Genomic DNA, 20,765 nt, shown 5'->3' with positions numbered 1-20,765 from the left:
GACCCAGGTCACCCCGGTCCCGCCACGGCGGGCGCCACGAGCGGGCGGTCCACCTGGCGGGTGGTGCGGCCCAGCGCCCAGAGCAGACCGGCCTGGACCACCGCGGCCAGGTGACCGATCTCGTGCACCAGGGCGGTCGTCGAGTTGGCGATGTCCACCGCGCTGGTGCCGGCCAGGCAGACCGCCAGCACGAAGGCCACCGGCACGAACGCCTGGGCCCGTTCCGGCCGGTACGCGGCCAGCGCGAAGCCCACCGCGAGCGCCACGTCGAAGGAGGCCATCTCCCGGCTGGTGTGCGGGTCGACGGCCACGCCGAGGCCGGCGAGGAGCATCGGCAGCGCGATGGCGAGCTGGGCCGCCGCGGCCACCCCCACCGCCACCCGGAGCACCTGCCGACGGGCCCGGACCGCCGCCATCGCCGCCGCCCGGGCAGCCTGCTGGTCGGCGGCCACCGCCGCCAGCACCGAGGCGGTCAGGTCGGGCACGGCCACGGCCTGCACCCGGACCAGTCGGGTCACCTGCTCGGCCCGGGCCAGCCAGCTCCGGCACCCGGAGCAGGTGGAGATGTGCGCGTCCAGCGTGGCCGGCGGCGTGCCCGGATCCTCGCCGTCCAGCCGCGCCGACAGCGCCGCGCGTACGTCGTCGCATGTCATGGTGGGATAGTCGGTCGCCGGGTCCGATTGGTTCCCGGCGTGGCGCACGCCATGGAAGTGCCGAAGGTCTCTGTCCGCTCCGTCGTCTCCGCGTAACCTGGAGTGTCGTGATCCCCGCGCCGCTGGATGCCGCCGGGGTCGGCCGCACCGCCGACACCCCGGCCGTGCCCGCGTGGGGTCCGCCGGGCGACCCGGCGGACCCCACCACCACCGGGCCCGACCCGGCGACCCGCTGGGCGCTCACCGCCCGCGACGGCGACCCGGTGGCCCAGGCCGCGTTCGTACGGCTCACCCAGGCCGAGGTGTGGCGCTTCGTCGCCGCCCTGATCGACCCGGACAACGCCGACGACCTCACCCAGGAGACCTACCTGCGGGCGTTCCGGGCGCTACCGGCGTTCGAGGGACGGGCCAGCGCGCGTACCTGGCTGCTCGGCATCGCCCGGCGGACCTGCGCCGACCACCTGCGCACCGTGGTCCGGCGGCGGCGGCTCGACGAGCGGCTCGCCGCGCAGGCGTACACCGACCGGCCGCACCCCGACCCGGCCGGGCACCTCGGCGCCGCCGACCTGCTCCGCCGGCTCCCCGCAGACCGGCGTGAGGCGTTCGTGCTCACCCAGGTCCTCGGCCTGTCGTACGCGGAGGCGGCGGCGGTCGGCGGCGTGCCGGTGGGCACCATCCGGTCCCGGGTGGCCCGGGCCCGGGGCGACCTGCTCGAGGCGGTCGGCGACGCCCTGGGCAGTTGAGGCGGGGTCGGGGCAGTGGCACGGACCACGGAACTTCACGGTGGATCGGAGCGACCAATGACCGTGACCGCACCCCGCCCCCGGGTCGTGAGCTGGCCCCTCCTCCGTCCCTGGCTCGCCGTCGCCGCCCGGCTCGGCCTCGCCGCGGTGTGGTTCGCCGCCGGCGGCAGCAAGGTCGGCGACCTGGCCGCCTCCGGGCGGGCCGTCAACGCGTACCAGGTCATGCCGTACGACCTGGCGATGGTCGTCGGCGCGGCACTGCCCTTCGTGGAGCTGGCGCTCGGTGTCCTGTTGCTCGTCGGGCTGGCCACCCGGCTCGCCGCCGGCTTCTCGGCGGCGCTGCTGGTGGTCTTCGTCGCGGGCATCGTCTCCGCCTGGACGCGGGGCCTCGCCATCGACTGCGGGTGCTTCGGTGGGGGCGGCGAACTCGCCGCCGGCCAGAGCCCCGCCTACCTCCCGGAGATCCTCCGGGACCTGGGTTTCCTGGCACTCGCCGGGTTCCTGCTGATCTGGCCCCGCACCCCCGCCTCGGTGGACGGGTGGCTGTCGGGCACACCGGCCACGGAGGACGAGGATGAGTAGTCGCAAGGGGCAGAAGGACGCCTCCCGGGTGGTCCGCGAGCAGCTCGCCAGGGAGCGCCGCCGACGCCGCACGCTCTGGACCTCGGTGGCCGCCGTGGCGGTGCTGGTGATCGCCGGACTGATCGGCTGGAGCGTCTACGCCGCGCAGCGCTCCGACGACTTCACCGCGCCGACCGGCGCGAACGACGCGGGCACCGGCGTCGTGGCCGGCTCCGGCCCGGTCACCATCGACGTGTACGAGGACTTCATCTGCCCGGCCTGCAAGCAGTTCGAGCAGCTCAGCGGCCCGACCCTGGACACGCTGATCGACCAGGGCAAGGTCCGGGTGGTGTACCACCCGGTGGCGTACCTCAACCGCTTCTCGTCCACGCAGTACTCCACCCGGTCGTCGGCCGCGTCCGGCTGCGCCGCCGAGGGTGGTCGGTACCGGCAGTACGCCAAGGCGCTCTTCGAGCGACAGCCGCCGGAGGGCGGCGCGGGGCTCAGCGACGACGACCTCGCCGACATCGCCGCCGAGGTCGGCATCGACCGGGACGGGTTCGCCTCCTGCCTGCGCGAGGGCACCTTCAAGCCGTGGACCGAACACGTGACCGAGGAGGCGAGCCGGGCCGGGATCACCGGCACCCCGACCGTCCTGGTCGACGGCAAGCCGATCGAGAACCCGACCCCGGACGCCATCACCGCCGCCGTCGAGGCAGCCGCCCGGTGATCCGGTCGCTGCTGCTCCGGGCGGGAGTGCCCCTGGTCGGGGCGCTCGTCGCGCTGCTGGCCACCGCCGTCCCGGCCGCCGCGCACGGCGCGGACGCCCCGAACGGCAGCGACTACCGGGTCGGGGTGACCGGGCTGGCCCCGGCCCTCGACGGCGTGGACGTCCGGACGGTGGAGGCGGGCGCGCGGCTGGAACTGCGCAACCACACCGACCGGACGGTCACCGTCCTCGGCTACTCCGGCGAGCCGTACCTCCAGGTGCGCCCCGACGGGGTGTACGAGAACGTCCGCTCCCCGGCGACGTACCTCAACCGGACCATCGCCGGCGAGACCGCCGTGCCCGCCGACGCCGACCCGACCGCCGAGCCGTCCTGGCAACGGGTGACGAACGAACCGGTGGCCCGCTGGCACGACCAACGGGCGCTGTGGCGGGAGTCCAGCCCGCCGCCGCAGGTCGGCGCCGCCCCCGACCGGGAACACCGGGTACGCGACTGGGTGGTGCCGCTACGCGACGGCGAGACCGCCGTGGAGCTGCGGGGCACCCTGGACTGGGTGCCCCCGCCGGACCCGTACCCCTGGTGGGCGGCGGTGGCCCTCGGCACGCTCGCGGTGGGCGCGCTCGGGCTGGCACCGGCCGGCACGGTGGCCGGCCGGCGGGTGTTGGCCGGGCTCGGCGCGCTGCTCGCCGTGGGTGGGCTGGCCGCCGTTGCGGTCGCGGTCGGCCGGGCCCTCGACGCCGGGGCCGACGGGGCCGGCGGGCTGCTCGTCGCCCTGCTGACCGGCCAGACCTGGGCCCTCATCACCGGCCTCGGCGCGGTCGCCGCCGGTGGCTGGGCGCTGACCCGGCACGCCGCCGCCGACTTCGGACTGGCCCTCGCCGGTGCCTGCCTGGCCCTGTTCGCCGGGGTGACCAACGCGGCGGTGCTCGCCCGCTCGGTGCCCCCGCTGCCCTGGCCGGCCCAACCCGTCCGGCTGGTGGTCACGCTGATCCTGGTCACCGGGGCGGGGGCCACCATGGCCGGGGTGTTCCGGCTGCACGCGGCGAGTCGCGCGGTCGCCGAGGCGACCCGCCGCCGGCCGACCGGCATCGGACACCTCCGACCCGAGCGTGCCGGTTAGGCGCCAGCCCGGACGGAGGCCGTAGGGTCTCGGGCATGACCGCGCCGCACCGTCTCAGCCCCGGCGACCCCGCGCCGGACTTCACCCTGCCGACCGACACCGGCAGCACGCTCTCCCTGGCCGACCTGCGGGGCCGCCGGGTGATCCTGTACGCCTACCCGGCCGCGATGACCCCGGGCTGCACCAAGCAGGCCTGCGACTTCCGCGACTCGCTCGCCTCCCTCCAGGCCGCCGGCTACGAGGTAATCGGCATCTCCCCGGACAAGCCGGAGAAGCTGGCGAAGTTCCGCGAGCGCGACGCCATCACCTTCCCCCTGGTCGCCGACACCGACAAGGCGGTGCTCACCGCATACGGGGCGTTCGGCGAGAAGCAGAGTTACGGCCGGACGGTCACCGGGGTGATCCGTTCCACCTTCGTCGTCGACGAGGCCGGGAAGATCGAACGGGCGCTCTACAACGTGAAGGCCACCGGGCACGTCGCCAAGCTGCGCCGCGACCTCGGGCTGGACTGAGGAGCCACCGGCTGCCGTCCGGGCGGCCCGTCTCGGCCCGGGAAATCGTCGTACCGGACCGCTACCGTGCGTACGTGGTCCGGTACCGGTACACCCCGGAGGTGCTCGCCGACGCGGCGGCGCGCGCCCGCAACGTCACCGACGTGATGCGCCTGCTGGGCGTACGGATCAGCGGCGGCTCGCACGCCCACATCAGTCGTCAGCTCAAACGGTTCGGCGTCGACACCTCCCACTTCACCGGGCGTCCCCGTGGGCTGCGCGGTCCCCGCCACCGGGTCTCCTCCGCGATGCTGCTGGTCCAGCTACCGGAGGGCTCCCGCCGTACGCCCGGCACCCGGCTGAAGTGGGCCCTGTGCGACATCGGCGTCCCGGAACGGTGCGAGGAGTGCAACGTCGGCACGACGTGGCGGGGCGGGCCGCTCACCCTGCACGTCGACCACGTCAACGGTGACTTCCTCGACAACCGCCCGCCGAACCTGCGCCTGTTGTGCCCGAACTGCCACAGCCAGACCGCCACGTACGCCGGCCGCAACCGCCGGCCCGCTCCGTCGCCGGCGAGCGCCGGGCAGCCGCCGACCGGTCATGACCCGGACCGGATCGACCACCCCCGGCCGCTCGATCCGCGTCATGTCGAGGCGCTGGTCCGGCAGGTGGCGGCCGGCGCGATGACCGCGGTGGAGGCCGGTCGCCGGATCGGCTGTCACCGCAACCACGTCTACCGGCTCCGCCACCGCCTGGAGCAGACCGGCACGATCGCGCCGCAACCACGGATTCCTCGCGGGTCGGTCGTCGACCACGCGCTCGTGGTCCGGTACGCGCTGGCGAACCCCGACCTGGGTCCCCGAAAACTCGCCGATCTGATCCGAGCCGCCACCGAGGGGCGGGAGAGGCCCAGTCACGGAACGGTGTCCAACGTCCTGCGGGCCGCCGGGCTCCACACGGCACGAGCGCGACGCACTAGACTCTCTGGGCAGGCGGGAGTGGTGTAATTAGGCAGCCACGCAGGATTTAGGTTCCTGTGCCTTCGGGCGTAGGGGTTCGAGTCCCCTCTCCCGCACGAGATCCGGCGACATGGCTGCCCGTACCAGCGCTGGCACGGGCAGCCATGTCGATCGGGCCGCCGAGTGTCGCCCCGACGAGGGATCAGGACGCCGGATCGACCCGCACCGGATCGCCGACGCCGACCGCGCCGGTCGACACGGGGACGAGGTGAAGTCCGAACAGGATCTTCTGGTCGACACGGCGGTGCCGGACGAGGGTCCGCAGCGGTTCGTGTCCGCGTACCCCGGTCTCCTGGTCGGTGGTGGTCACCACGCAGCGGGCGCACGCCCCGGCGGCGCGGAAGGTGGTCGCGCCGATCTGCAGGGTCCGGCCGGCCCAGCCGTCCTCGGCCCAGGCCGGTGCGCCCTCGACCACCACGTTGGGCCGGAAGCGGGTCATCGGCACGGGCGCCGAGCCCGCCTCGGCCAGCCAGCCGTTCAGCGCTTCCAGCGAGGCGGTGACGGTCAGCAGCAGCGGGTAGACGTCGGCGAAGCTGACCTGGTCGCCGGTGTCGTGGGCGCGCTCCCCCCGAGCGATGTGCCGGGTGGGCTGGGCGAGCCAGGTCAGCCGGACCGGCCTGCCGAGCACGGCGGTGAGCCAGGCGTCGGCCGCCGGGCCGGCGGGGAGGGCGTCGACCGGCAGTTTCCGGTGCCGGAAGGTACGGACCGTGACCGGGGCGGCACCGACCGGTTCCGGCACCTCCAGGTCGGGGCGGCCGGGGCCGCGTAGCACCAGCCCGCCGGGCCGGGTGGCCGGCCGCAGGGTGGCCAGCACCGGGTGCTGCCGCTGGGTCACGCCGATGCCGTCGGCGTCGACGATCATCCAGCGGCGGTCACCGGCCAGGCCACAGGGGTCGACCCGGGCCGTGTCGTGGTCGAGCCGGTGGCACCCCTTGACCGGGTACGTGTGGACGGATGCCAGTTTCACCAGGCGACGCCGATTCCGTCACCGGGGTACCAGTGGTTGATCGGGGTCTCCCGGTAGGCGAGGAAACGCCGGCCGGTGCGCTCGGCGTGGTCGGCGAGGACGTGGGTGACGGTGACGTTGTCGGTGAGCAGCATGGCGCCCGGCGCCAGCTTCGGCTCGACCGCGTCGAACTCCCGCTTCTCGTGGGCCTTGCTGTGGTCGCTGTCGTGCAGGAAGAGGTCGACCGGGCGGTCCAGCGCGTTGATGGAGGCGATGGAGTCACCGATGACCAGGTCGACCACGTCGGACCAGGGCGCGGTGCGGGCGAGGTAGCCGGCCTCGGGGTTGATGTCGAGGGAGGTGAGCCGGCCGGGGTGTCCCTCGGCGGCGTTGCGCAGCAGGGCGGCGGCGAGGACGCAGCTGCCGAGGCCCTTGTCCACGCCGGTCTCGACGACGTGCTGGGGGCGCCGGGCCCGGACGATGGCGTACCAGCCGACGCGGCGGGCGTAGCGGACCTGGCGGTCGGCGAGACCACGCCGGGCGGCGCCCTGGGTGGTCTGCTCGATGTGCCGGCGCAGGTTCTCGTCGCCCTCGATCTCCTGGATGTACGCCCGGATCTGCTTGACCGGGGTGTCGCAGACGACGCTGACGAACCAGGCGAGGTGACTCTTGCTCAGCCAGGTGAGGTCGTACGTGTAGTTGTGGTGCTCCCGGGAGGTCATCAGCCATCGGGCGGAGACCTTCAGCAGCTTGGTGTCGTGCCGGGCGACCCGGACCAGCCGCTTGGGGAAGGCGGCCACGGGGGCGAGGGGGGTGCGGGCGATGGCCCGACGAAGCTTGGTTGCGTCCACGGAAGGGTTCTACCACCCGTACCGGGGGCGGGCGCCACCACGAGTTTCCCGCTTCCGGTCCGGATGGGCCGCGCAGGACCGCCGTCGACGGGCCGGCACGGCGGCCGGAAGGGCCGTCACCTGCGGGTCCGGGGTTCGACGGCGGTGCGCCGGCGGCGGTCGGTGGGTTTTCGTGGGTGTCGGGTACCCAACGGAGATGATCCGGACGTCAGTCACCCCGGTTGCCGGTCACCGCCGTACGCCGCGAAGGGATGCTGGCCACCACCGCCGCCCCCAGCAGCAGGGCCGGAAGGAGGAACCAGAGTCCGATGCCGAGGCCGAGCAGGAGGCCCCACGCCAGCATCACCAGGGCCCCGATCGTCGTCGTGACGGCGACAGCACGGCCGACCAGGTCTGCGACCAGGGGACATGCGGCCGCCACTACCGGCACACCCAGCAGGTAGCTGGCGGACGCGCCACTGTCCGAGACCGTGAACGGCAGCAGCGCCGCGGCGATCCCGATCGTGGCGGCGAACGCCAGCAGTCTCAGCACCCGACCGACGGCCTGAGGTGCGGCACGGTGCCTGCTCAGGTACATGAGCGCTGCCACGGCGACGAACAGCGCAACAACTCCGCCAACTATCGCGGCTATGGTCATTTCGGTGGCTCCTCTGTCGCGGCGATGTCAGCGAGCCGGGTCTCGTACACCTCGACCGGCCACTTCTTCCGCAACGAGTCAGCGAGCCGGCCCAGGTGTTCCTCCTGACGATACGTGGCCATCGCCGACTTCACCTTGTAGGCCAGCACCGCGTCCCAGTTCATCTTCTTGAACGAGATGCGCTCGACGCGGACCACCCACCACCGGTTGTTCTGCGGATCCGCGGACAGTCCGACTCCCCCGGCCGCGCCGACCGCGAAGGCCGCGCGCGAGATCATCGGATCGGCACCCTCACCATGGTCGTCAATGGTGGCCGTACCGCTGCCCTTCGCACCGCCCTCACGCACCAGCCCCTGAAACGTCGTCTGATCGGTATCAGCCGCACGCTCCAGAGCCGTTCTGGCCTGCGCAGGGTCAGCGAACTCACCCCAGGCCACCTCGGCCTGTGCCACGTTTCCGAACAAGCTGCGGTGCTCCTGGTACCAGGCGAGGGCTTCCCCGTCGCTGATGCTCTCAGCGGCGAGGCCAGCAGCACTGCGCTGCTCCTGAGTGATCAGTTTGGCGATCTGTTCGGCCCTGGTTGACCCGCGCAGGCCCCGGCGAGCGGCTTCCCGCCCCAGCAGCTCGTCCCGGATCGCCAGCTCCAGCGCCTCCGGCCACGGACCGGCGTAGCCGCCTGCCACCAACACCGCCGGCAGGGGACTGTCGGGAATCAGCCCCCGAACCTGCTCGACGGTGACGGGTTCGCCTGCCACGGTGGCCAGAGCGTTCGGCGGCGGGTCCACGGAACGGTCCGTGGACCCGCAACCGGTCGCCACCAGTGCGAGCGCGACGATCGACACGGTGAGAAGAAGTCGTTTCATCGTACGAGAGGATCTGGCTCTAGCCGCACTGGTTCGTCGACCACAGGAAGTCGTCGTCGGCTTCCCAGTACTCGTCGCCGCACTCGCTGTCCCAGGGGTCCGTCGATCCACCGTGGACCCGGCCACAGCGATCGTGGTCAGCACAGTCGTAGGTGTAGCCGGTGATGATGAAGCAGCCACCACCGCACTTACCCATGCAGTCGTACGAGGCCGGGCCGACGTAGACGGTCTCACCCAGGAAGCAGTGGCTGTCCGCATCGTGAAGCACCAGTTCGTTCACGTTGCATCCGGTGTACCAGATTCCGTCCTCGTTGCTTTCCTGGCAGGCGGCGATCACCGCCCTCCGCTCCGCGCTGTCCTTCTCGGTGGCGAAGAGGCCCTCCTTGAGGCACGACTCCACCTTGGCGGCGCTGTCCGGAAGCTTCCGGTCACCGTATCGCTCCGCCGGGCGGGGCACGGCCTGGGTTCCGATCCTGGTGCCGGGGGGCGCCTCGGCAAGAAGCATGGCGAGGCGGATGGTCAGGTCCCGGTGCAACGAGATCGGTGCTTTCGTGGCACTGGCCGGTTCGACCCACTCCGACTCGAGGGCCTTGGCGAAGGCGTCGAGCGCCAGGTTCTCGTCCGGTTGCAACGCGGCGCCTTCTCCGGACCACTGGGCGGAGCCGCTCGCGATGTCCTTGCTGGCCGTGAACTTCTTCCCGCCGACGGAGAGCGTCACCTCCGTCGACACGGCGTTCTCGGCCGAGGCCGCGAACTCGATCACCGTAGCCGAGCGGGCGAAGGTGCCGGTGTCGTGGCTGGCCGACGACGCGGTGATGCGGAAGTCGTTGCTGGCCAGCGGCTGCGCCAGCGGCGCCGCGGAGGCTGCTGACGTGACCGGCGGCGTCACCAGGAGGAGCGCGGCGCCGACAACCAGGATCTTGGAGAGACGGAGAGGTGAGGAGATCCGACGTTTCATGCATTCCCCCATCGAAGTCCCGTGGGGTACGCATCAAAAGTGATCGCTCCTGAGGTTTCCGAACGAAGCGACCGCCGCGATGGCACCCGGATTGCCATTGGCGATAACGATCGTCGTTGATAGATGTAACAGCTGTCAATGCCTCGCCGCAAGGATCTTAAATGCGCACCGACCCTCTTCCACCAGGGGCGACTGTCACCCCGCAGGCCAGCACGCTCGCCGAAGTCGTGCGAACCACCGCGCCCACCAGACCACCGCCCGCCGCCACAGACCCCCACATCAGTCCGGACGCATTCCCCTCGGAGGCCGGACTGTCCGTTTACTACGGGTTCCACCAATCAGTCGGAAACACCGACTCAGTCGCTGAGTAGCAACTAACTACATAGTCACCCTTGAATACGAAAGCGCTTTCCCTCCGGACCGGACCCCAACGCCCGCCCAAGCCCCGGTCGTCGACCGGAAGGCACTCGCGGGGTGCGGCCATCCCGGTCCGACCAGGGCCGGCGGTGACGGCCCACGAGACCGGCGTGGCCGGACCGGGCCGGCACCCGCCCCCTCCCCTCGCCACCGGTCTGACCAGCCACCCCCTGACGCCCTGGCCTTGCCTGCTGAAAGTTCTCATGCATAAGGTCAGGGCATGAATGAAACGGCCACCATCGCGGCTGCGCCGAGCGACCGGCTGCTGGATCTGTTCCACGGCGCCCGGCTCACCCCGACGCAGCGCCGGATCGCGCACTGCCTGGTGCAGCACGCCGGCTCGGTGGCCTACCTCTCCGCCGCCGAGGTCGCCGAGCTGGCCGGGGTCAGCCAACCGTCGGTGACCCGCTTCGCGGTCGCGCTCGGCCACGACGGCTACCCGGCGTTGCGCCGCCGGCTGCGCGAGCTGACCGGCACCGGCGTCACCGGCCCGTCCGCCGGGGAGAACGAGCTGCAACGCGCCGTCCGGGCGGAGATCGCCAACCTCGACCGGCTCGCCGGGCAGCTCGCCGACCGGGAGCGCATCGCGTCGGCCGGCGCGCTGCTGGCCGCCAGCCGTCCGCTGCCGGTGCTCGGTCTGCGCGCCGCGGCGCCGCTGGCCGCCTACTTCGCGTACTTCGCCGCGAAGGTGCACCCGGACGTCCGCGTGGTCGACACCGGTGGCAGCCTGCTCGCCGACCGCCTCGAGCAGGCCGCCGTGGCCGGCGCGGACGCGCTGCTCGCCTTCGTCCTGCCCCGCTACCCCCGGGAGACCCTGGACGCGTTGCGTGCCGCGCGGGAGGCCGGCCTGCGGGTCGTGGCGATCACCGACTCGCCGGTGAGCCCGGCGACCGAGTACGCCGAGCTGGTGCTGCCCGCCGCCGTCGGCACCGACCTGGTCTTCGACCTGCACACCGCCCCGATGGCCCTGGCCATGGTGGTGCTCCAGGCGATCTGCGACGCCGCGCCGACCGACACGCAGGCGCGGCTGGAGGCGTTCGAGGCGTCCGCCGCCCGCCGACAGTTGTTCCTCGGGTGAGAGGAGATCCGACGATGTACCAGCCCGTCCGTGCCGCTCGCGGCACCGAGCGCAGTGCCCGGGGGTGGCCGCAGGAGGCCGCCCTGCGGATGCTGATGAACAACCTCGACCCCGAGGTCGCCGAGCGCCCCGAGGACCTGGTGGTCTACGGCGGCACCGGGAAGGCCGCGCGGGACTGGCCGTCGTACCACGCGCTGGTACGGACCCTGACCGACCTGCGGGACGACGAGACCATGCTGGTGCAGTCCGGCCGGCCGGTCGGCGTGCTGCGCACCCACGAGTGGGCGCCCCGGGTGCTGCTGGCCAACTCCAACCTGGTCGGCGACTGGGCCACCTGGCCCGAGTTCCGCCGTCTGGAGCAGCTCGGCCTGACCATGTACGGGCAGATGACCGCCGGTTCGTGGATCTACATCGGCACCCAGGGCATCCTCCAGGGCACCTACGAGACGTTCGCCGCGGTCGCCGCGAAACTCGCCGGCGACGGGCAACCGGCCGGTGACGGTTCGCTGGCCGGAACGCTGACTCTCACCGCCGGCTGCGGTGGGATGGGGGGAGCGCAGCCCCTCGCGGTCACCATGAACGGCGGGGTCTGCCTGATCGTCGACGTCGACCGGTCCCGGCTGGACCGCCGGGTGCACGACCGCTACCTGGACGAGGTCGCCGACTCCCTGGACGACGCGGTCGAGCGGGTGCTCGCCGCGAAGCGGCAGCGGCGGGCGCTCTCCGTCGGGGTGGTCGGCAACGCGGCCACCGTCTTCCCGGAACTGCTGCGCCGAGGCGTCGACATCGACATCGTCACCGACCAGACCAGCGCGCACGACCCGCTGTCGTACCTGCCGGAGGGGGTGGAGCTGGCCGACGCCCGGGAGTACGCGGCGGCGAAGCCGGCCGAGTTCACCGACCGGGCCCGCGCCTCGATGGCGAAGCACGTCGAGGCGATGGTCGGGTTCCTCGACGCCGGGGCGGAGGTCTTCGACTACGGCAACTCGATCCGGGGCGAGGCGCGCCTCGGCGGGTACGAGCGGGCGTTCGACTTCCCCGGCTTCGTGCCCGCGTACATCCGGCCGCTGTTCTGCGAGGGCAAGGGCCCGTTCCGCTGGGCGGCGCTCTCCGGCGACCCAGCCGACATCGCCGCCACCGACCGGGCGATCCTCGACCTGTTCCCGGAGAACGAGTCCCTGGCCCGGTGGATCCGGATGGCCGGGGAGCGGGTCGCCTTCCAGGGCCTGCCGGCCCGGATCTGCTGGCTCGGCTACGGCGAACGCGACCGCGCCGGGGTGCGGTTCAACGAGATGGTCGCCTCCGGCGAACTCTCCGCCCCGGTGGTCATCGGTCGGGACCACCTGGACTGCGGCAGCGTCGCCAGCCCGTACCGGGAGACCGAGGCGATGGCCGACGGCTCCGACGCGATCGCCGACTGGCCGCTGCTCAACGCGCTGGTCAACACCGCCAGCGGGGCATCCTGGGTGTCCATCCACCACGGCGGCGGGGTCGGCATCGGCCGCAGCATCCACGCCGGTCAGGTCTGCGTGGCCGACGGCAGCGCCCTGGCCGGGCAGAAGATCGAGCGGGTGCTCACCAACGACCCGGCGATGGGCGTCATCCGGCACGTCGACGCCGGCTACGACCACGCCCACGAGGTGGCGACCCGTACCGGGGTGCGCGTTCCCATGGCCGAGCGGTAGGAGGGGCCCCTTGTTCATCAAAAACGCCCTGCAGGGGGCCCCTGCTACCACCACCCGCTTCCGCGAGCTGTGGGACGAGATCGCGCCGATCGGGCGGGACGCGCGCACCGGCGGCTACCTGCGGTACGCGTTCGGTGAGCCGGAGCGCCGGCTGCGGGAGTGGTTCCGGGTGCAGGCCGAGCGGCGGGGCATGCCGGTCACCGGGGACGGCAACGGCAACCTCTTCGCCCGCTGGGGTGACCCGGACGCCACCGGCGCGGTGCTCACCGGGAGCCACTTCGACTCGGTTCCGCAGGGCGGGGCGTACGACGGGCCGCTCGGCATCGTCAGCGCCTTCCTCGCCGTGGACGAGCTGCGCGCCGCGGGCGTCGCCCCGGACCGGCCGATCGTGGTCGGCGCGTTCGTCGAGGAGGAGGGGGCCCGGTTCGGCGTACCGTGCCTGGGGTCGCGGCTGCTCACCGGGGCGCTCACGCCCGAGCGCGCGGCCGGGCTGCGCGACGCCGACGGGGTCGCCTTTGCCGAGGCGTTCGGCGACCGGCCGGCGGGGGCCCGTCCGGACCTGCTGGCCGGGTTCGCCACCTTCGTCGAGCTGCACGTGGAGCAGGGGCGGGCGCTGGTCGACCGGGACGCGCCCGTCGCGGTGGCGACGGCGATCTGGCCGCACGGCCGCTGGCGGTTCGACATCACCGGCGAGCCGAACCACGCCGGGACGACCCGGATGGCCGACCGCCGCGACCCGATGCTCACCTACGCGTTCACCGTCCTCGCCGCGAACAAGGAGGCCCGGTTGCGCGGCGCACATGCGACCGTCGGTCGGGTCAACGTCGAGCCGAACGCCACCAACGCCGTCCCGAGCCGGGTGACCGGCTGGCTGGACGCGCGGGCCGCCGAGGAGGGCACACTCGCCGAGCTGGTCGAGGCGGTCCGCGCCAAGGCCGTCGAGCGGGCCCGCCGGGACGGCACCGAGGTGATCGTGACCGAGGAGTCGGCGACCCCGCTGGTGGGCTTCGACGCGGGCCTGGGCGGGCGGCTGGCGACGCTGCTCGACGCGCCGACCCTGCCCACGGCGGCGGGGCACGACGCCGGGGTGCTCGCCGGGCACCTGCCGACGGCGATGCTCTTCGTACGCAACCCGACGGGGGTGTCGCACTCCCCCGCCGAGTCGGCCACCGACGCCGACTGCGCCGCCGGGGTGACCGCCCTGGCCCGTGTGCTGGCGGAGCTGGCCGCCCGTCCCGCCCCGGTCGGCCGCCCCGGCGGGGCGACGGCATGACCACCACCCGCTGGCTCGCCGAGTACGCCTGGCTGCCCGACGATCCCGAACCGACCGCCGACGTGCTGATCGAGACCATCGGGGGCCGGATCACCGCGGTCACCCCGCTGGCCGACCGGGCCGCGCCCGCCGCCGGGGTCGAGGTGCTGGCCGACGCGGTACGCCTGCCCGGACTGACCCTGCCGGGCCTGGCGAACGCCCACTCGCACGCGTTCCACCGGGCGCTGCGCGGCCGCACCCACGCCGGGCGGGGCGACTTCTGGACCTGGCGGGACCTGATGTACACGGTCGCCGACCGCCTCGATCCGGACACCTACCTCGCCCTGGCCCGAGCCGTGTACGCCGAGCTGGCGCTGGCCGGCGTCACCTGCGTCGGCGAGTTCCACTACCTGCACCACCGCCCGGACGGCGGCCGGTACGCCGACCCGAACGCGATGGGCGCGGCGCTGGTCGAGGCCGCCGCGCAGGCCGGCATCCGGATCACCCTGCTGGACACCTGCTATCTGACCGCGACGGTGGACGGCCGGGCGCTGACCGGTCCGCAGCGCCGCTTCGGCGACGGGGACGCGGCCCGCTGGGCGGACCGGGTCGAGGCGTTCACCCCGGCCGGTGACCACGCCCGGGTCGGAGCGGCGGTGCATTCGGTCCGTGCCGTCCCGGCCGACCAGCTCGACGCGGTCGTCGAGTGGGCGCGGCGGCACGACGCGCCGCTGCACGTGCACCTCTCCGAGCAGCCCGCCGAGAACGACGCCTGCCGGGCGGTGCACGGACGCACCCCGGCCCGCCTGCTCGCCGACCACGGGGTGCTCGGCCCGACCACCACCGCCGTCCACGCCACCCACCTGACCAGTGCCGACGTGGGTCTGCTCGGGGGGAGCGGCACCGGGGTCTGCCTCTGCCCGACCACCGAGCGGGACCTCGCCGACGGCATCGGTCCGGCCCGCCGGATGGCCGAGGCGGGCAGTCCGCTCAGCCTCGGCAGCGACAGCCACGCCGTGGCCGACCTCTTCGAGGAGGCCCGCGCGGTGGAGCTGGACGAGCGGCTGCGCACCCGGCAGCGCGGCCACTTCGCCCCGGCCGCGTTGCGCGACGCGGCGACCGTGACCGGGCACGCCGCGCTGGGCTGGGCCGACGCCGGCCGGATCGCCCCGGGGGACCGGGCCGACCTGGTCACCGTACGGCTGGACAGCGCGCGGACGGCCGGCGTACCCCCGGTGGGGGTGTTCTTCGCGGCGACCGCGGCCGACGTCACCCAGGTCGTGGTGGACGGCCGGGTGGTGGTCCGCGACGGACGGCACACGACGGTCGACGTGCCCGCCGAACTGGTCGCCACGATCCAGGCGGTGATCAGCAGGTGAGCGCGAGGAGTGAGCCGATCCTGCGAGCCCCGCAGTCGCGAACCAAGGATGGCACCGCGTGAGCAGCCTGCTGATCGACAACATCGGGGAGCTGGTCACCAACGTGGCCGGCACCGGGGAGGGCGGCCGGCTCGGCATCCGCCGCGACGCGGCCATCCTGGTCGAGGAGGACCGCGTCGCGTGGCTCGGCCCGGCCCGGTACGCCCCGGCCGCCACCCGGCGGATCGACGCCGACGGCGCGGCGGTGCTCCCCGGCTTCGTGGACAGTCACGCCCACCTGGTCTTCGCCGGGGACCGGGCCGCCGAGTTCGCCGCCCGGATGGCCGGGCAGCCGTACACCGGGGGCGGGATCCGGACCACGGTGGCGGCCACCCGCGCCGCCTCCGACGACACGCTCCGGGCCACCGTGCGCCGGCTCCGCGCGGAGGCGCTACGTCAGGGCACCACCACCATCGAGATCAAGAGCGGGTACGGCCTGACCGTCGCCGACGAGGCCCGCTCGCTGCGGATCGCCGCCGAGGTGACCGGGGAGACCACCTTCCTCGGCGCGCACGTCGTCCCCACCGAGTACGCCGACCGCCCGGACGACTACGTCGGGCTGGTCTGCGGGCCGATGCTGCGGTCCGCCGCCCCGTACGCCAAGTGGATCGACGTGTTCTGCGAGCGGGGGGCGTTCGACGCCGACCACGCCCGGGCGATCCTCACCTGTGGACAGGCCGCCGGCCTCGGGGTACGGCTGCACGCCAACCAGCTCGGCCCCGGCCCGGGGGTCCGGCTCGCGGTGGAACTCGGTGCGGCCAGTGCCGACCACTGCAGCCACCTGGACGCCGCCGACGTGGACGCGCTGGCCGGATCGGCCACGGTGGCCACGCTGCTGCCCGGCGCGGAGTTCTCCACCCGGTCGCCGTACCCGGACGCACGCCGGCTGCTCGACGCCCGGGTCACCGTCGCCTTGGCCACCGACTGCAACCCCGGCTCGTCGTACACGTCGTCGATGCCGTTCTGCCTCGCGCTCGCCGTACGCGAGATGGGCATGACCCCGGCGGAGGCGGTCTGGGCCGCGACCGCCGGTGGCGCGCGGGCGCTGCGCCGCGACGACGTGGGGGTGCTCGCCCCCGGGGCCCGGGCCGACCTGATGATCCTCGACGCCCCTTCCCACCTGCACCTGGCCTACCGGCCAGGGGTGCCCCTCATCCGCCAGGTCCTGCACAACGGAGTCCCGCTATGAACGCACAACGCGCCTGCCCCACCGACCTCCGCCCCGCCGACACCCGCAGCGGGGTGACATCGTGAGCGTGGTGACCGTCCAGCCCACCGGAGTCTCCCCCGCCGACGTGCTCGCCGTGGCCCGGGGCACCGCGAAGGTCGTCCTCGACCCGTCCACCGTGGACGCGATGACGACCAGTCGCGCGATCGTGGACGGCATCGTGGCCTCCGGCCGCCCGGTCTACGGGGTCTCGACCGGGTTCGGCGCGCTGGCCAACACGTTCGTCGCCCCGGAGCGCCGGGCCGAACTCCAGCACGCGCTGATCCGTTCGCACGCCGCCGGGGTCGGTGCGCCGATGCCCCGCGAGGTGGTACGGGCGATGATGCTGCTGCGGGTACGCTCGCTCGCCCTCGGCCGCTCCGGGGTCCGCCCGCTGGTCGCCGAGGCCCTGGTCGACCTGCTCAACCACGACGTCACGCCGTGGGTGCCCGAGCACGGTTCGCTCGGCGCCTCCGGTGACCTCGCGCCGCTGGCGCACTGCGCGCTGGTGCTGCTCGGCGAGGGGTGGGTGCTCGGCCCGTCCGGCGAGCAGGTCCCCGCCGCCGACGCGCTGCGCCGGGCCGGCCTGGAGCCGGTGGCGCTGGCCGCCAAGGAGGGGCTGGCGCTGATCAACGGCACCGACGGGATGCTGGGCATGTTGTTGCTGGCCATCCACGATGCCGCCCACCTGTTCACCATGGCCGACGTGACCGCCGCGCTGGCCATCGAGGCGATGCTCGGCTCGGAACGGCCGTTCCTGTCCGAGCTGCACGCCATCCGGCCGCACCCGGGGCAGGCGACCTCGGCGGCGAACATCCACCGGCTGCTCCAGGGCTCGGCGGTGATGGACTCGCACCGGGACGACCTGGCCCACGCGGTGCAGGACGCGTACTCGATGCGCTGTGCGCCGCAGGTGGCCGGCGCGGCCCGGGACACCCTCGCCTTCGTCGAGCAGGTCGCCGCCCGGGAGCTGATGTCGGTGGTGGACAACCCGGTGGTGCTGCCGGACGGCCGCGTCGAGTCGACCGGCAACTTCCACGGCGCGCCGCTCGGCTTCGCCGCCGACTTCCTCGCCATCGCCGCGTCCGAGGTCGGCGCGATCGCCGAGCGGCGGGTCGACCGGCTGCTCGACGTGACCCGCTCCCGGGACCTGCCGGCGTTCCTCTCCCCCGACGCCGGGGTGAACTCGGGACTCATGATCGCCCAGTACACGGCGGCCGGGATCGTCGCCGAGAACCGCCGGCTGGCCGCCCCCGCCTCGGTGGACTCACTGCCGACCAGCGGCATGCAGGAGGACCATGTCTCGATGGGCTGGGCGGCGACCAAGAAGCTGCGCACGGTGCTGGACAACCTGACCAGCCTGCTCGCCGTGGAACTGCTCGCGGCGGTACGCGGGCTGCAACTGCGCGCCCCGCTCACCCCGTCCCCGGCCGGTCGGGCGGCGGTGGCGGCCCTGGGCGAGGCGGCCGGGGAACCCGGCCCGGACGTCTTCCTCGCCCCGGTGATGGAGGCCGCTCGGGAGGTCGTCCGGAGCCCGCAGCTGCGCGCCGCCATCGAGCGGGAGGTGGGGACGCTGGGTTGAGGCGTCGGGTGCTTGGCTGGTTGCAGGGGGCCCTTGCTCATCAGAATGCGGTAGCAGGGGGCCCCTGCAACCACCTCAGCGCCGGGTAACCAACCCGGCGGCCTGCGATCTCAGCGCGCTGCCGCCGCCTCAGCGCGCGCCGAGCAGCGCCACGCCGAGCAGCACGGGCACCGCGCCCACGGTCGACAGGAGTATCGCGTCGCGGGCCAGCACCACCCCCCGGCCGTAGCGGACCGCGTAGACGAAGACGTTCTGGGCCGTGGGCAGGGCCGCGGTGATCGTGCAGGCCAGCACCACCGGCTGCGGCAGCCCCAGCACGAACCGGGCCACCAGGTACGCCACCGCCGGCTGGACCACCGTCTTGAGGACCACGGCGAGCCGGACGTCCCGGCCGGTCTCCCCCGAGCCGGGTGCCGGGGCGCCGTGCAGCGACAGCCCGTACGCGAGCAGCGCGGCGGGCACCGCCATCGCCGCGACGAGTTCCACCGGCCGCAGCACCGGTTCCGGCGGCAGCCAGCCGGCCAGCGCGCAGGTCACGCCGAGCGCACAGGCCACGGTGACCGGGTTCGCCAGCGGCTGCACCAGCACCCGGGCCAGCGATCGCCGGGTGCCGGTCGCCGTCTCCAGCACGGCGAAGGCGATCGGTGTCATCACGACGAGCTGGAACATCATCACCGGTACGACCACCGAGGCGTCCCCGAGGACGTAGACGGCGATCGGGATGCCGATGTTGGCCGCGTTGACGTACGACGAGGCGAGCGCGCCGACGGTGACCTCCGGCGCGGGCCGGCGCCACCAGAGTCCGGCGACGACCGCGAACACGGCCACCACCACGGCGGTGCCCACCACCGTGACGACCAGGGCCGAGGAGACGACCGCGAGCACGTCGGAGCGGGCCGTGGTCAGGAACAGCAGCGCCGGGGTGGCCACGAAGAACGCCACCCGGGACAGCACGGTCGACGCGTCCGGCCCGAGGGTGCCGCGCCGGCCGAGCAGCCAGCCGACCGCGACGACGGCCACGATGACGGCGAATCCCGTCAGGACACCCGGCACGTCGTCCCTCTTCCTCCCGTCAGCCCGGGCCCGCCGCGCACGGACCAGGTGGGCGGTGGGTCAGGACGCCGGGGGGAGCACCTTGGCGATCAGCTTGGCCAGGTCCCGCAGGGCCTTGCCGCGGTGGCTGACCGCGTCCTTCTCCTCGGGGGTCAGCTCGGCGTTGGTCCGGGTCTGCCCGTCCCCCAGGAAGATCGGGTCGTAGCCGAACCCGCCCTCACCACGCGGCGCGCGCAGCAGCCGGCCGGTCTGGCGGCCGTCGACCAGGTGCTCCTTGCCGCCGGGCAGCACCAGCGCCACGGTGCAGACGAAGGCGGCGCCCCGGTGCTCGTCCGCCAGGTCGGCGATCTGGTCGAGGACCAGTTGCAGGTTGGTCAGGTCGTTGCCGTGCCGGCCGGCCCAGCGGGCGCTGAGCACCCCGGGCATGCCGTTGAGGGCGTCCACCGCCAGGCCGGAGTCGTCGGCGATGGTGGGCAGGCCGGTACGGCGGCAGCCCTCCCGCGCCTTGATCAGCGCGTTCTCGCCGAAGGTGAGGCCGGTCTCCGGCAGCTCGGGGTAGTCCTCGACGTCGTCGAGGCCGAGCAACGCGATCCGGTGCGCGCCGAGCGCCCCGTCGAGGATCCGCTGGAGTTCGACCAGCTTCTTCCGGTTACGGGTCGCGAGCAGGACCTTGTTCACGCTGGACCACCTTTCGTCACCGTCTGCGGGGCCCGACGGCCCACTCCTCGCGCGTTCACCGGCCGAGGGCTTCACGCTGGGCCCCGGCCAGCTGGTCGCACCCGGCCACGGCCAGGTCGAGCAGGGCGTCGAGCTGCCCGCGCGCGAAGACTCCGGACTCCCCCGTTCCCTGCACCTCGACGAAGTCGCCGGTGCCGGTGCACACCACGTTCATGTCGACCTCGGCGGTCACGTCCTCGTCGTAGGCGAGGTCGAGGCGGGGCTCACCGTCGATGATGCCGACGCTCACCGCGGCCACCGACCGGTGCATCACCTTCTCCGGCTTGCCGGCGAGCGCCTTACGGCCGGCGAGCCAGGTGACGGCGTCGTGCAGGGCGACGTACGCGCCGGTGATCGCGGCCGTGCGGGTGCCCCCGTCGGCCTGGAGGACGTCGCAGTCGAGCACGATCGAGTTCTCGCCGAGGGCCTTCAGGTCGACGCAGGCGCGCAGGCTCCGGCCGATGAGCCGGGAGATCTCGTGGGTCCGCCCGCCGACGCGGCCCTTGACGCTCTCGCGGTCCGAGCGGGTGTGGGTGGCCCGGGGCAGCATCGCGTACTCGGCGGTCACCCAGCCGAGCCCGGAACCCTTCCGCCAGCGGGGCACCCCCTCGGTCACGCTGGCCGTGCAGAGCACCCGGGTGTTCCCGAACTCCACCAGCACCGAACCCTCCGGGTGGGTGCTCCAGCCCCGGGTAAGGGTCACCGGTCGGAGTTGGTCGGGCTGCCGTCCGTCAGGTCGCGCCATGCAGGCACTCTATGCGGTGCCGTGATCGGACTCTCCCG

General features: G+C 73.6%; 21 protein-coding genes and 1 tRNA gene. 13 read left to right on the top strand and 9 right to left on the bottom strand.

Features of this window, described 5'->3' with window-relative positions; translation table 11 throughout:
* Positions 1-8: 8 nt before the first annotated feature.
* Positions 9-653 (bottom strand): zf-HC2 domain-containing protein, encoded by a 645-nt coding sequence (locus tag IGA62_RS18695; protein WP_145819554.1) that lies wholly within the window; start codon positions 651-653, stop codon positions 9-11.
* Positions 654-817: 164 nt separating this feature from the next.
* Here IGA62_RS18695 and IGA62_RS18690 point away from each other — a divergent pair, with 164 nt between their 5' ends.
* From IGA62_RS18690 to IGA62_RS18660, 7 genes are all read left to right on the top strand, one after another.
* A complete protein-coding gene (locus IGA62_RS18690; protein WP_145822141.1) occupies positions 818-1,396 on the top strand; it encodes a sigma-70 family RNA polymerase sigma factor in 579 nt (192 codons plus the stop codon).
* Positions 1,397-1,453: 57 nt separating this feature from the next.
* Positions 1,454-1,978, top strand: a complete 525-nt coding sequence (locus tag IGA62_RS18685) for a MauE/DoxX family redox-associated membrane protein (protein WP_145819555.1) — start codon at positions 1,454-1,456, stop codon at positions 1,976-1,978.
* Positions 1,971-2,687: a DsbA family protein gene (locus tag IGA62_RS18680; protein ID WP_091457967.1), complete on the top strand. Its 717-nt coding sequence runs from the start codon at positions 1,971-1,973 to the stop codon at positions 2,685-2,687. The genes IGA62_RS18685 and IGA62_RS18680 overlap by 8 nt, the downstream gene beginning before the upstream one ends.
* Entirely contained in the window at positions 2,684-3,805 is a 1,122-nt protein-coding gene (locus IGA62_RS18675) for a hypothetical protein (protein WP_232624691.1), read from the top strand. The genes IGA62_RS18680 and IGA62_RS18675 overlap by 4 nt, the downstream gene beginning before the upstream one ends.
* A gap of 35 nt (positions 3,806-3,840) precedes the next feature.
* The gene (gene bcp, locus IGA62_RS18670; RefSeq protein WP_145819556.1) at positions 3,841-4,317 is read left to right on the top strand and encodes a thioredoxin-dependent thiol peroxidase; all 477 of its coding nucleotides are present in this window, start codon (positions 3,841-3,843) and stop codon (positions 4,315-4,317) included.
* A gap of 74 nt (positions 4,318-4,391) precedes the next feature.
* Positions 4,392-5,306, top strand: a complete 915-nt coding sequence (locus tag IGA62_RS18665; protein ID WP_198501082.1) for a helix-turn-helix domain-containing protein — start codon at positions 4,392-4,394, stop codon at positions 5,304-5,306.
* Positions 5,292-5,374 (top strand) — tRNA-Leu (locus IGA62_RS18660). The genes IGA62_RS18665 and IGA62_RS18660 overlap by 15 nt, the downstream gene beginning before the upstream one ends.
* Before the next feature lie 86 nt (positions 5,375-5,460).
* Here the strand turns inward: IGA62_RS18660 and IGA62_RS18655 are convergent.
* The 5 genes from IGA62_RS18655 to IGA62_RS18635 all read right to left on the bottom strand — a co-directional run bounded on the left by IGA62_RS18655 (position 5,461) and on the right by IGA62_RS18635 (position 9,573).
* Positions 5,461-6,285 (bottom strand): MOSC domain-containing protein, encoded by an 825-nt coding sequence (locus IGA62_RS18655; protein ID WP_145819557.1) that lies wholly within the window; start codon positions 6,283-6,285, stop codon positions 5,461-5,463.
* Positions 6,282-7,115, bottom strand: coding sequence for an O-methyltransferase (locus tag IGA62_RS18650; protein WP_145819558.1), 834 nt, complete (start codon positions 7,113-7,115; stop codon positions 6,282-6,284). Before IGA62_RS18650 ends, IGA62_RS18655 begins: the two co-directional genes overlap by 4 nt.
* A gap of 208 nt (positions 7,116-7,323) precedes the next feature.
* Positions 7,324-7,752: a hypothetical protein gene (locus tag IGA62_RS18645; RefSeq protein ID WP_145819559.1), complete on the bottom strand. Its 429-nt coding sequence runs from the start codon at positions 7,750-7,752 to the stop codon at positions 7,324-7,326.
* Positions 7,749-8,615 carry a peptidyl-prolyl cis-trans isomerase gene (locus IGA62_RS18640; protein WP_145819560.1) on the bottom strand — a complete coding sequence of 289 codons (867 nt, stop codon included), beginning with the start codon at positions 8,613-8,615 and terminating at the stop codon, positions 7,749-7,751. The genes IGA62_RS18645 and IGA62_RS18640 overlap by 4 nt, the downstream gene beginning before the upstream one ends.
* A gap of 19 nt (positions 8,616-8,634) precedes the next feature.
* On the bottom strand, positions 8,635-9,573 hold the full coding sequence (locus IGA62_RS18635) for an HPr family phosphocarrier protein (protein WP_145819561.1): 939 nt from the start codon (positions 9,571-9,573) through the stop codon (positions 8,635-8,637).
* A 637-nt stretch (positions 9,574-10,210) separates the two neighbouring features.
* On the opposite strand from IGA62_RS18635, the gene IGA62_RS18630 reads away from it, so the two are divergent.
* From IGA62_RS18630 to hutH, 6 genes are all read left to right on the top strand, one after another.
* The gene (locus IGA62_RS18630) at positions 10,211-11,068 is read left to right on the top strand and encodes a MurR/RpiR family transcriptional regulator (RefSeq protein ID WP_145819562.1); all 858 of its coding nucleotides are present in this window, start codon (positions 10,211-10,213) and stop codon (positions 11,066-11,068) included.
* A gap of 14 nt (positions 11,069-11,082) precedes the next feature.
* Positions 11,083-12,753, top strand: a complete 1,671-nt coding sequence (gene hutU, locus IGA62_RS18625; protein ID WP_145819563.1) for a urocanate hydratase — start codon at positions 11,083-11,085, stop codon at positions 12,751-12,753.
* Between the two features lie 16 nt (positions 12,754-12,769).
* Positions 12,770-14,026, top strand: a complete 1,257-nt coding sequence (locus tag IGA62_RS18620; RefSeq protein WP_145822143.1) for an allantoate amidohydrolase — start codon at positions 12,770-12,772, stop codon at positions 14,024-14,026.
* Positions 14,023-15,384 carry a formimidoylglutamate deiminase gene (locus IGA62_RS18615; protein WP_145819564.1) on the top strand — a complete coding sequence of 454 codons (1,362 nt, stop codon included), beginning with the start codon at positions 14,023-14,025 and terminating at the stop codon, positions 15,382-15,384. The genes IGA62_RS18620 and IGA62_RS18615 overlap by 4 nt, the downstream gene beginning before the upstream one ends.
* A 58-nt stretch (positions 15,385-15,442) precedes the next feature.
* Complete coding sequence (gene hutI, locus IGA62_RS18610) at positions 15,443-16,612, top strand: imidazolonepropionase (protein WP_145819565.1); 1,170 nt, start codon at positions 15,443-15,445, stop codon at positions 16,610-16,612.
* Between the two features lie 61 nt (positions 16,613-16,673).
* On the top strand, positions 16,674-18,212 hold the full coding sequence (hutH, locus tag IGA62_RS18605) for a histidine ammonia-lyase (RefSeq protein ID WP_145819566.1): 1,539 nt from the start codon (positions 16,674-16,676) through the stop codon (positions 18,210-18,212).
* Between the two features lie 129 nt (positions 18,213-18,341).
* On the opposite strand, the gene IGA62_RS18600 is transcribed toward hutH, so the two are convergent.
* From IGA62_RS18600 to rph, 3 genes are read right to left on the bottom strand one after another with little or no spacing between them, the layout of a single operon-like run.
* Positions 18,342-19,265 (bottom strand): AEC family transporter, encoded by a 924-nt coding sequence (locus tag IGA62_RS18600; protein ID WP_145819567.1) that lies wholly within the window; start codon positions 19,263-19,265, stop codon positions 18,342-18,344.
* A gap of 60 nt (positions 19,266-19,325) precedes the next feature.
* On the bottom strand, positions 19,326-19,943 hold the full coding sequence (gene rdgB, locus IGA62_RS18595) for an RdgB/HAM1 family non-canonical purine NTP pyrophosphatase (protein WP_145819568.1): 618 nt from the start codon (positions 19,941-19,943) through the stop codon (positions 19,326-19,328).
* Between the two features lie 55 nt (positions 19,944-19,998).
* A complete protein-coding gene (gene rph, locus IGA62_RS18590; RefSeq protein ID WP_145819569.1) occupies positions 19,999-20,727 on the bottom strand; it encodes a ribonuclease PH in 729 nt (242 codons plus the stop codon).
* Positions 20,728-20,765: the final 38 nt, after the last annotated feature.

The sequence above is a fragment of the Micromonospora sagamiensis genome (genome assembly GCF_014680085.1).
In the GTDB taxonomy this organism is placed as follows: domain Bacteria; phylum Actinomycetota; class Actinomycetes; order Mycobacteriales; family Micromonosporaceae; genus Micromonospora; species Micromonospora inyonensis.
This window is presented reverse-complemented; position numbering and strand designations above follow the sequence as displayed.